This window comes from Thioalkalivibrio versutus (assembly GCF_001999325.1).
GTDB classification, from domain to species: Bacteria; Pseudomonadota; Gammaproteobacteria; order Ectothiorhodospirales; family Ectothiorhodospiraceae; genus Thioalkalivibrio; species Thioalkalivibrio versutus.
Genome location: NZ_MVAR01000032.1, coordinates 33,695 through 43,739 on the forward strand (window position 1 = coordinate 33,695; position 10,045 = coordinate 43,739).

Here is a 10,045-nt window from a genome sequence, read left to right on the forward strand (position 1 = left end):
CCGAAGGCCTGTGCCATTGGATGGAGGCGGGCTGTTCCGGCATCTGGGCACGCTCGGCCTTCGGCCATGGCGTGCCGCGCCCGCAAAGCGGGCGCCGGGGCCTTCGGACGGCATTGCCTATTGTTATGTCCGGGGGACGGAACACCTTCTGTCTTGACCTTCGCCTCCCGTATGGAGCCCCTTGCGGAGGGCGTGATGGGCCGGCCAGTTAACAATAGACATGGGGCGCTGGATGTCTGAGCGAAGCGCAGCGTAGCGAGTTCAGCGCGTCCGGAGCGAGGTTCACGGGCGAAATCCGGGTGCGCCTCGAAGGGTACTTTCTTGAGCAAGCAAGAAAGTACCTCGCGGTGCGCTGGCGAGTCAGCGCCGGGCAGTATGCGGACCGAAGGCACCGTAAACACCGACGATGAAACAGGGCCAGCCACCAACTGCGTTGAAGGTCAGGCGATGAGGCGGGTGGCGAGGGCGAACCACAGGGGCAGGGTGACCAACGACAGCGCCGTGGTCAGCGTGACCGCGGCCGCGTAGAGGCCGGTATCCAGACGGAAGCGGTCGCAGAACACCAGTCCCAGGACCATCGCCGGCATCGCCGCCTCCAGAACCGACCCGACACCGGGCACACCCTCGAGGCCGGTCCACAGCACCAGCCCCAGCGCAAAGATGGGGGCCAGGATCAGTTGCACAATGGCCACTACCGCCAGCGGCCGGGCATCGCGTCCACGAAAGCGATTGAATACCAGCGCCAGGCCCAGCGAGAACAGCATCAGCGGGGCCACGCTGTCCGCCAGGAAGCCGAGAAAGACGTCCAGCCAGTCGAGCAATGGGACCCCGGCGAGATTCAGGGCCACGCCAACCACCGCCGCCCAGATCGACGGCACCGCCGCCAGCCCGCGCAGCGGGCTCCCGCCCCCGTACAGGCGTACCGCCTCGGGATCGCCGTAGCGCCGCGCCAGCAACACGCCCAGCGTCAGTAGCAGCGGGAGGCAAGCAAACAGGTCGTACTGGATCGCCACCGCGCGGCCAGGCTCGCCGAACAGGCTGTCGAGCACCGGGAGACCGAGATAGGTGGCATTGGGCCAGGCAGCCGCCAGCAGCATCGCGCCGATCGCCGCACGCTCCGCCATGCAGACGCGACAGGCCAGCAACGTGACACCGACCATCGCCAGAACCGTGAGGCCCGCCACCAGGGCGATACGCAGGGAGTCGAGGCCCAGCGGGGCCACCCACAGCACCTGCAGGACCAGCGCCGGAAGCAACAGGTAGTAGACCAGGGTCGTAAGGACCCGGCGCGTCGTATCCGCATCCAGACCACCCGGCTGCAGGGCGCGCCAGACCACGCCCGCGACGATCAGCGCCCCCATCTGGGTCATCACGCTCAACATGGCAGGCGTCCGGCCTCGGGGTGCTGGGACATGGTGACGGCATCCTTTCGCGCATGGCGCAGGGGTTTGCGGTCATTCTACGATCCTGGCACGCGCCCCACACAAAAAAACCCGGCGGGGCGACGCCCCCGGCCGGGTTCGATCTCGCGGGTTTGGCCCGCGGGAAACCGTTGTCAGAGGCGGCTTACGCGCCCCCGGCCTGCTCCTGTTCCTGCTGCTGGCGCTCGACGTCGGCACGCACCTGCTCCATGTCCAGCTCGCGCACCTTGCCCAGCACCTCGTCCAGCTGACCGGCGGACAGCACGCCCGGCTGGGAGAACACGATGATCTGCTCGCGGAAGATCATCAGGGTCGGGATGGAACGGATCTGGAAGGCGCCGGCGATGGCCTGCTCTTCGTCGGTATTCACCTTGGCGAAGACCACGTCGGGGTGCTTGCCGGAGGCCTCCTCGAAGGTCGGGGCAAACTGCTGGCACGGGCCGCACCAGGGGGCCCAGAAGTCCATGATGACGATGTCATTCCCGGTAATGGTGGATTCGAAGGTGTCCTGCGTGAGTTCCTGAACGGCCATGATGGCGGGCTCCGGTTAAAAATGTCCCCGAACCTTACCAGCCTCCGCGGCCGCTTTCAGGATTTCGATGCTGCGAGCATGGCCGCTCGCAGGCGTTCCAGACGCTCGATCGGGTCGTCCGCCTCCAGCAATTGCTGCTTGATTTCGAGGTCGATCGGGAGCAGTTCGGTCAGCCGCGCGGCAACCCAGGTCGAGTCGTCGAAGCGCCGTTCCAGGTGCGACCAGGGCGTACCCAGCTGGTCCAGCAAGCGCTCCAGCAGATCGGCCAGCGAGGCATAATCCACCGGCAGACTCACCTCGGGATACTCCGGCAAGGGCTCCACATCACCCAGCCACAGACCGTCATCGGCGTGCCGGGCATTGTGGATGACCCGCCGGCCCTCGCCCTTGACCAGGATCCCCAGCAACCCGTCGGGGCGCTGGTCCCAGTCCACGATGACCGCCTCGGTGCCGACACTGTAGAAACCCGCTGAGGGATCCGTCTCGGACGGGAGTTCACCGGATTCGCGTTCCGGTTCGGTCGCCACGATGACGAAGCGACCATCGCTGCGCAGGCAGCGCCGCACCATGTCCAGATAGCGGGTCTCGAAGATCCGCAGCGGCAGCAACCCCTCGGGGAACAACACCGTGTTCAGCGGAAACAGCGGCAGCGTGGTCATGCATCCTCTCCCGGCTCCGGGGCCGCGCCCCAGCGCGGCACCAGGGCGTGCTCGACGTCGAGGTGATCCAGCACCCGCGCCACCATGAAGTCGATCAGGTCATCGATGGACTGCGGACGGTGATAGAAGGCCGGATTGGCCGGCATCACCACCGCACCCATGCGCGCCAGACGCAGCATGTTCTCCAGGTGGATCTCGGAGAACGGCGTCTCGCGCACCACCAGCAGGAGCTTGCGCCGCTCCTTGAGCACCACGTCGGCGGCACGCTCGATCAGCCCGCGCGAGGCCCCGGTCGCGATGGCCGACACGGTGGCGGTGGTGCAGGGGCAGACCACCATGGCCTCCGGCACGGCCGAGCCACTGGCGACCGGGGCGGTCCATTGCTCGGGCCCGTAACAGTGGATCTGATCGGGGGCCGCCTGATAGCGGTCGGCGAAGTAGCGCGCAATCTCCACCGGGCGGCCGGGCAAATTCAGGTCCGTTTCCAGCCCGAGGACGACCTGGGCCGGCTTCGACAGCATCAGGTGCACCTGGACGCCGGACTCGACCAGGCACTGCAACAGGCGCAAACCATAGGGCGCACCGGAGGCGCCGGTCAGGGCCAGAGAGATGCTGCGCGGGCGTTCGGTCATGCGGGCGTCCCCTGCAGGGCGTCAATCAGGCGCAGGTGCAACCCGTCGAAGCCTCCGTTGCTCATGATCACCAGCGTATCGCCGGATCGAACGGTGGCAAGAATCCCCTGCAGCAGGGATTCGATATCGCGCGCCACGGACAGGTGCTCGCCGAGTTGCTGTTGCAGGCCCTCGGTGGACCAGTCGATCTCCGGGGCATGGTACAGGTGCACTGCGTCGGCCTGTGCAAGCGCCGTACCCAGGGCCTCGGCGTGCACTCCCATGCGCATCGTGTTAGAACGCGGCTCGAGGATCGCCACCAGACGCCCACCCGGCGCCACCTGTCCGCGCAGCCCTTCGAGGGTCAAGCGGATCGCCGTGGGGTGGTGGGCGAAGTCGTCGATCACCCGGATGCCGTCGATCTCGGCGCGCAGCTCCTGGCGCCGACGAACGCCGCGAAACGCCGGCATGGCGGCCAAGCCCGTAGCCAGCGGAACGCCGGCATGCCGAGCGGCGGCCAGGGCCGCCAGGGCATTCGCCAGGTTGTGACGCCCGGTCAGCGACCATTCCACCCGCCCCTGTGCCACGCCATCGGCCAGCACTTCGAAGACCGAGGCCTCGGGGTTCAGGGCGCGCGCCGCCAGGGCGGGGGGCGCATTTCCAGTGTCGCCTTCAGGGTCGGTCGCGAGGCGCTCCACCGGCGTCCAGCAACCCATCTCCAGCACCCTCTCCAGTGCGGCATCACCGGCCGGCATCAGGATGCGTCCCTGCCCCGGCACCGTACGGACCAGGTGATGGAACTGGCGCTCGATCGCGGACAGGTCGGGGTAGATGTCGGCGTGGTCGAATTCGAGATTATTCAGGACCAGGGTGCGCGGGCGGTAATGGACGAACTTGGCGCGCTTGTCGAAGAACGCGCTGTCGTATTCGTCGGCCTCGATCACGAAAAACGGGGCATTCCCCAGGCGCGCACTGACCCCGAAATTGCCGGGGACCCCGCCGATCAGAAAGCCGGGGCTCAGCCCCGCGTATTCAAGAATCCAGGCGAGCATGCTGGCGGTCGTGGTCTTGCCGTGGGTACCGGCCACCGCCAGCACCCAGCGATCACGAAGGATGTGTTCGGCCAGCCACTGCGGGCCCGAGGTGTAGGCCAGCCCGCGATCCAGCAGGGCCTCGACGACGGGCATGCCGCGGCGCATTACATTACCGACCACGACGGGCCCCGCGTCGGGCAGCGTGTCGGGGTCGTAGCCCTCGTGGTAGGCAATCCCGGCCTGTTCCAGCTGGTCGCTCATGGGCGGGTACAGCTTCTGGTCGGAACCCGTGACCGCATACCCCTGCGCGCGCGCCAACTGGGCCAGCCCGCCCATGAAGGTCCCGCCAATCCCGAGGACGTGGAGCTGCCCGCCGGTCACTGGAACAACCCGATCGCGGTCTGGGTGGCCACGCTGGAGACCACGATATAGCCAAGTGCGATCAGCATTCCCACCAGACGCGAACCCAACCCCAGCGCCTGCTGCAGGATGTGACCAAAAACGAGCAGCAACCAGGCCAGGAGCACCAGCATCCCGAACACGACCCCGGTGGCGACCTCCTCCGGCTCGCGCGCCGGATCGGGTCCGCCCGCCAGCACCATCAGCAACGCCATCAACAAGCCCAGGACCGCGCCGGTCCCCGCCATCGCGGTGAAGGTCTGGCGCCAGCGATCCGATACGCCCTGCATGCTCAGCAGGATGGCGACAAAGGCATACAGGACCACCAGGTCCATCACGTTCAGTGCCAGCGCCTGGCCGAAGCCGTACAACGGGATCCCGATCACCATGCCGGCGATCAGGGCGATGCCGACCCAGAAGATCAGCGTGCCGTTATCCGCCGGCAAGTCCTGCGGCCCGGCGCGCAGGCGCAGGATGTTCAGCATCGCGGCAAGGCCGTTCAACGTTCGCTCTCCTCGGCCTCCATGGCCTCCAGCGCCTCGAGCTCATCCAGTTCGTCCAGCATGGCATCGGCCTCGCCATCCGGCGTGCCGCCCCGCACCAGGAAGTCCCGGCGCTGCAGGTAACCCTGGCGCATCGCGATGTAGGGGTCGTCGGACAGTTGCGCCAGCATGCGTTCGGTCGGGATCAAGCCGGCGCGCATGTCGACCACGTCCAGTGCGATCAGGCCGATCCACCACCCGGTGTGATCGTCGCGCAGGTTGGTGTGATAGAGCGGGCTGGTGTAGCCATCCACCAGCCGCGCCGGGGCATCCCGTGCCGTGCTCGGTCCGAGGAAGGGCAGCTGGAGGTAGGGGCCTCGCGCCACGCCCCAGGCGCCCAGTGTCTGGCCGAAGTCCTCGTTGTTCTTGTCCAGCCCCATGGGCGAGGCGACGTCGATCAGCCCGAACAGTCCGAAGGTCGAATTGAACATGATTCGCCCGGTATCCGAGGCGGCGTTTTCCAGGTTGCCCTGCAACAGGTTGTTGAACAGGACCGTGAAGTCATTGAGGTTGGAAAAGAAGTTGCCCACCCCGGTCTGCACCGGTTGCGGCAGGCGCTGGTACTGCACTGCGGCCGGGCGCAGCAGCGACTCGTCGAAGTCCTGATTGATCTCGAACACCGCCCGGTTGTAGGACTCCCAGGGATCATCGGGGTGGCGGTCCTCGCTGGGCACCGTCGCGCAACCGGCCAGGCCAAGGAACATCAGGGCCAGCAGGCCCGGGCGCAAACAGGAGACAACAGACATGTGATTCCTTAACTTTTCGATCCGGCGCCGAGCCGGTTACGCTCAGGCCCCGGTGATCGGGTAGATGTCCGCCTTGCGGGCAACCCCGACCTGACCACGGCCCTGATCCTTGGCTTGATAACAGGCGCGATCCGCGGCGACAAAGGCCTCGTCCACCCCCGGCACGTCCGGTCCCAGCTCGACCACGCCCACCGAGGCGCCAATGGTGACTTCCCGGGCCTCCACCTGCAACGGCCGGTCGGCGAGGGCCGAGCAGATCCGCTGACCAAGGATACGCCCATACTCCGCGTTCGTATCGCGCGCGATCACGGCGAATTCGTCACCCCCAATCCGCGCCACGGCATCGTGACCACGGGTAAGCTGGCGCAGCACATGAGCGACCTGGCGCAGCAGTTCGTCGCCGACCCGATGGCCATGGTGGTCGTTCACGTCCTTGAAGTAGTCGAGGTCCACCAGCAGCAGGCTGGCCACCGCACGGTTGTCGCGGGCGGCATGCATGGCAATCTCCAGCTCGCGCTCGAAGGCGCGCCGGTTCAACAAGCCGGTGAGGCCATCGTGGCTCGCCTCGTGCACCAGCCGATCCACCAGCCTGCGTTCCTCGGAGACATCCGTCAGCACCAGCAGGGTCCGCACGGAACTGCCGGCTACCGGGTCAAGCGCGGTACGGGCGATACGCACGATCAGTTCGTGACCGTCACGCCGGACCAGACGGGCATCCGAACGCTCGCCGAGGGCCTGGTTCAGCGCTTCGCCCCGGGCATCCGCCGGCAGCAGGGGGTGGCCGGTACCCAGTTCGCGCAAGTCGAGCAATTGATCCAGGGAACAACCCAGAACCTGGTCCCGGGTCAGCCCCGCCAGCTCGCGGGCCGCGGGGTTGACATAGGAGATCCCGCCACGCGCATCCAGGGTGATCACCGCATCCGGGATCGCGTCCATGCTGCGCTCGAGGTTGCGACCGGAGCGGCGCACCCGGGTGTGGACCCGCGAGACATACAACAGCGCCAGCAGCGCGACCACTGCCAGCGCCGAGACCAGCCACAGGATGTTGCCACGCAGCCAGACCAGGATATCGAAGGGCTGCGGCGCATACAGGCCAACCCCCAGTTCGTACATCAGCCCGTGCACGTCCTCGTAGGACCGGGGTGCCGCCCAGCCGCCGATGCCGGCCGCCTGACTTGCCGGATGTTCCTCATCCAGCAACAGGGTCGCCAGCAGGATGGCATGCGCCAGCCCGGTATCCAGGTCACCACGCATCGCCAGCGGCCACTCGGGGTACAAACGGGTACTGGCGCGGTAAGTGAACGATGGGAAGGCGCGCTCGCCGACCACCCGGACCTGCTCCACCCGTGGATCGCCACGTGCCTCCAGGTCCTCCAGGATGCCGGTCCGGAAGGTCGCGGCATCGACCTCCCCCTGCAGCACCCAGTCGAGGCCGCGGCCGACCGGGAAGCCGGTAAATACCACCGACGCCAGATCACTCTCGACGTCCAGCCCGGCCGCCTGCAATTCGCGCCAGGTCATCCACCAGCCCCCAAAGGCATCAGGATGCACCGCGGACAAGCGCTGCCCCCGCAGGTCGTCCAGCTCCACCAGGTCATCCCGATCGGCGCGGGCGATCACGACGGCCCCGAAACGGTCCTCGTCACGGCCCACCTGACGCGGCTGCATGGTCGCGATGCGCGATATCCCGTGCTGCTGCTCCAACATCACGTAGGAACCGCTGTTGGTCAGGATCAGATCGAAGCGCTTGTCTGCTACGGCCGCCTGCAACCCGTCGTTGTCCACCGGCTCCAGCACGAAACGGGCCCCGTCGATCTGCTCTGACAGGTACTCGACGAATGGCGTCCAGCGTTGGCGTGCCACATCGTCGCCGCGGTGGGCGAGCACCCCGAGGACCAGCCGCTGCTCGTCCACCGCCGCCGTTTCCTCCGCGAACAAGGGCGCCGAGGGATACAGCAACAGACAACAGAGCAGGAGCACCGCCAGGCCACCAGACATCCACGCGATTCCCGGGCGCCGGAGCGGGGCAACCCTCAATGAGGAGCGCTGGCGGCCCGCCCCGCTCATGTCATGTCGGCTTGCGGTTGCGGCTGGCGGCGATACGCAGGCGCAGCGCGTTCAGGCGGATGAAGCCCTCGGCGTCCTTCTGGTCGTAGGCGCCGGCGTCATCCTCGAAAGTGGCGATGGCATCGTCGAACAGGGTGTCCTCGGAGCGACGACCCGCGACGATCACGTTGCCCTTGTACAGGCGCAGGCGCACCTCGCCGTTGACCACGCCCTGGGTGTCGTCGATCGCGGCCTGCAGCATGCGCCGCTCCGGGCTCCACCAGTAGCCGTTGTAGATGATGCTGGCGTAGCGCGGCATCAACTCGTCCTTCAGATGCGCGGCCTCGCGGTCCAGGGTGATGGATTCCAGCGCCCGGCGGGCACGCAAGAGGATCGTGCCACCCGGGGTCTCGTAGCAGCCGCGGGACTTCATGCCGACATAGCGGTTTTCGACAATATCCAGCCGGCCAACACCGTGGGCCCCGCCACGCTCATTGAGCTTCGCGAGCAGTTCGGCCGCGCTCAGGCGCTCGCCATTGATCGAGACCGGATCACCCTTCTCGAAGCCGATGGTCAGGGTCTCGGATTCGTCCGGCGCGGCCTCCGGGGAGACCGACCAGCGCCACATGTCCTCCTCGGCCTCGGTCCACGGGTCCTCCAGCGGGCCACCTTCGTAGGAGATGTGCAGCAGGTTGGCGTCCATCGAATACGGCGACTTGGTGCCCTGCTTCTTGTAGTCCACCGGGATGTTGTGCTGCTCGGCGTAGGCCATCAGGCGCTCGCGCGAGTTCAGGTCCCATTCGCGCCAGGGGGCGATCACCTTGATGCCCGGCTTCAGCGCATAGGCGCCCAGCTCGAAACGCACCTGGTCGTTGCCCTTGCCGGTGGCGCCGTGGGCGATGGCATCGGCCCCGGTCTCCTCGGCGATCTCGACCAGGCGCCGTGCAATCAAGGGACGCGCGATGGAGGTACCCAGCAGGTACTCGCCCTCGTAGATCGTGTTGGCGCGGAACATCGGGAACACGTAATCGCGCACGAAGGTTTCACGCAGATCCTCGATGTAGATCTGCTTCACACCCAGGGCCTCGGCCTTGGCGCGGGCCGGCTCGACCTCCTCACCCTGACCCAGATCGGCGGTGAAGGTAATGACCTCGCAGCCGTACTGATCTTCCAACCATTTGAGGATGACCGAGGTATCCAGACCGCCGGAGTATGCAAGGACGACGCGCTTGATCGAGGAGCTCATAAGAATTTCTATCCTTTTCCTAAGGTAAAGATATAGTCGTTTTGACGGCTAGCGTCACTACCACGCCGGGGTCTCGGAGGGCGCAGCCGGGGCCGAATCGGGGCGCGGATTGTGGCCCTCAGGCTCTTCCGGGCCGGCGCCCGGCAGCACCTCAACCGATGCGCCGCCCGCGCCCGAATCGCCCGTATCCAGCCACCAAATATCACTGCGCCGCGAGGCCTGGCGCGCGCCATCGGCGGCCGGATCCACGCCAGGGGCCTCGATCTCGACCCGTGCAGCCGAGAGACCGGCCTCCGCCAGGGCATCGCGCACCACCTCAGCTCGGTTGCGGCTGAGTGGGCGGTTGATCTCCAGCGGGCCGGCAGCATCCGTCCAGCCGACCACCCGAATGCGGGGCGTTTCCGAATCGGCCAAGATGCGGGCTGCTTGTTCCAAGACCTCACGCGCCTCGGCATCCAGACGATGGCTACCCGTTTCGAAATAGACACTCCAGCGGTCCAGGGCCCCCGCTTCCGGGGTCGCGGCAGGCGTGTCCTGCTCCCCGTAACAGGCGCGGAAATCCCGCGCCCGCAGGGCAAAGCGGATACCCCGGAAGTGCACCGAGTCGTCGCCATCGGGAAAATCGATGCGCGCGTCATGGCCGGCCAGAAGACGGGCCTTCAGGGGCTGCGCCAACGCCTGGGGGACCCGGAACAGGCGGGCGTCGCGGGGCTGCAACCGCACATCCAGCGGCGATTGCGTCGCCGGGCGCAGCCATTCCGGCGCGCCGGTGCGCAGCCGCGGCGCGACGCCCGCCGGCATCGCGTAGG

At 67.1% G+C, this 10,045-nt stretch carries 10 protein-coding genes and 1 pseudogene; 1 reads left to right on the forward strand and 10 read right to left on the reverse strand.

Features of this window, described 5'->3' with window-relative positions:
• The first annotated feature begins 16 nt into the window (after positions 1–16).
• Positions 17–240: pseudogene (locus B0684_RS14050) on the forward strand (hypothetical protein).
• 200 nt (positions 241–440) lie between these two features.
• On the opposite strand, the gene B0684_RS11570 reads toward B0684_RS14050, so the two are convergent.
• From B0684_RS11570 to B0684_RS11615, 10 genes are all read right to left on the reverse strand, one after another.
• Complete coding sequence (locus B0684_RS11570; RefSeq protein WP_018649662.1) at positions 441–1,382, reverse strand: AEC family transporter; 942 nt, start codon at positions 1,380–1,382, stop codon at positions 441–443.
• Between the two features lie 184 nt (positions 1,383–1,566).
• Positions 1,567–1,953 (reverse strand): thioredoxin, encoded by a 387-nt coding sequence (trxA, locus tag B0684_RS11575; protein WP_018169052.1) that lies wholly within the window; start codon positions 1,951–1,953, stop codon positions 1,567–1,569.
• Between the two features lie 56 nt (positions 1,954–2,009).
• On the reverse strand, positions 2,010–2,612 hold the full coding sequence (locus tag B0684_RS11580; RefSeq protein WP_018175597.1) for an LON peptidase substrate-binding domain-containing protein: 603 nt from the start codon (positions 2,610–2,612) through the stop codon (positions 2,010–2,012).
• A complete protein-coding gene (locus B0684_RS11585; RefSeq protein ID WP_018169050.1) occupies positions 2,609–3,244 on the reverse strand; it encodes a flavin prenyltransferase UbiX in 636 nt (211 codons plus the stop codon). Before B0684_RS11585 ends, B0684_RS11580 begins: the two co-directional genes overlap by 4 nt.
• Positions 3,241–4,638 (reverse strand): UDP-N-acetylmuramate:L-alanyl-gamma-D-glutamyl-meso-diaminopimelate ligase, encoded by a 1,398-nt coding sequence (gene mpl / locus B0684_RS11590; RefSeq protein WP_018649661.1) that lies wholly within the window; start codon positions 4,636–4,638, stop codon positions 3,241–3,243. Before mpl ends, B0684_RS11585 begins: the two co-directional genes overlap by 4 nt.
• Positions 4,635–5,159 carry a hypothetical protein gene (locus B0684_RS11595; RefSeq protein WP_018649660.1) on the reverse strand — a complete coding sequence of 175 codons (525 nt, stop codon included), beginning with the start codon at positions 5,157–5,159 and terminating at the stop codon, positions 4,635–4,637. Before B0684_RS11595 ends, mpl begins: the two co-directional genes overlap by 4 nt.
• Positions 5,156–5,944, reverse strand: a complete 789-nt coding sequence (locus tag B0684_RS11600) for an MlaA family lipoprotein (RefSeq protein WP_038084487.1) — start codon at positions 5,942–5,944, stop codon at positions 5,156–5,158. The genes B0684_RS11595 and B0684_RS11600 overlap by 4 nt, the downstream gene beginning before the upstream one ends.
• Before the next feature lie 42 nt (positions 5,945–5,986).
• Complete coding sequence (locus tag B0684_RS11605; RefSeq protein WP_018649659.1) at positions 5,987–7,942, reverse strand: diguanylate cyclase domain-containing protein; 1,956 nt, start codon at positions 7,940–7,942, stop codon at positions 5,987–5,989.
• Positions 7,943–8,012: 70 nt separating this feature from the next.
• The gene (locus tag B0684_RS11610) at positions 8,013–9,236 is read right to left on the reverse strand and encodes an argininosuccinate synthase (RefSeq protein WP_018169045.1); all 1,224 of its coding nucleotides are present in this window, start codon (positions 9,234–9,236) and stop codon (positions 8,013–8,015) included.
• 57 nt (positions 9,237–9,293) lie between these two features.
• Positions 9,294–10,045, reverse strand: a 752-nt coding sequence (locus B0684_RS11615) for an OmpA family protein (protein ID WP_077277032.1), incomplete at its 5' end; no start/stop codon positions are given.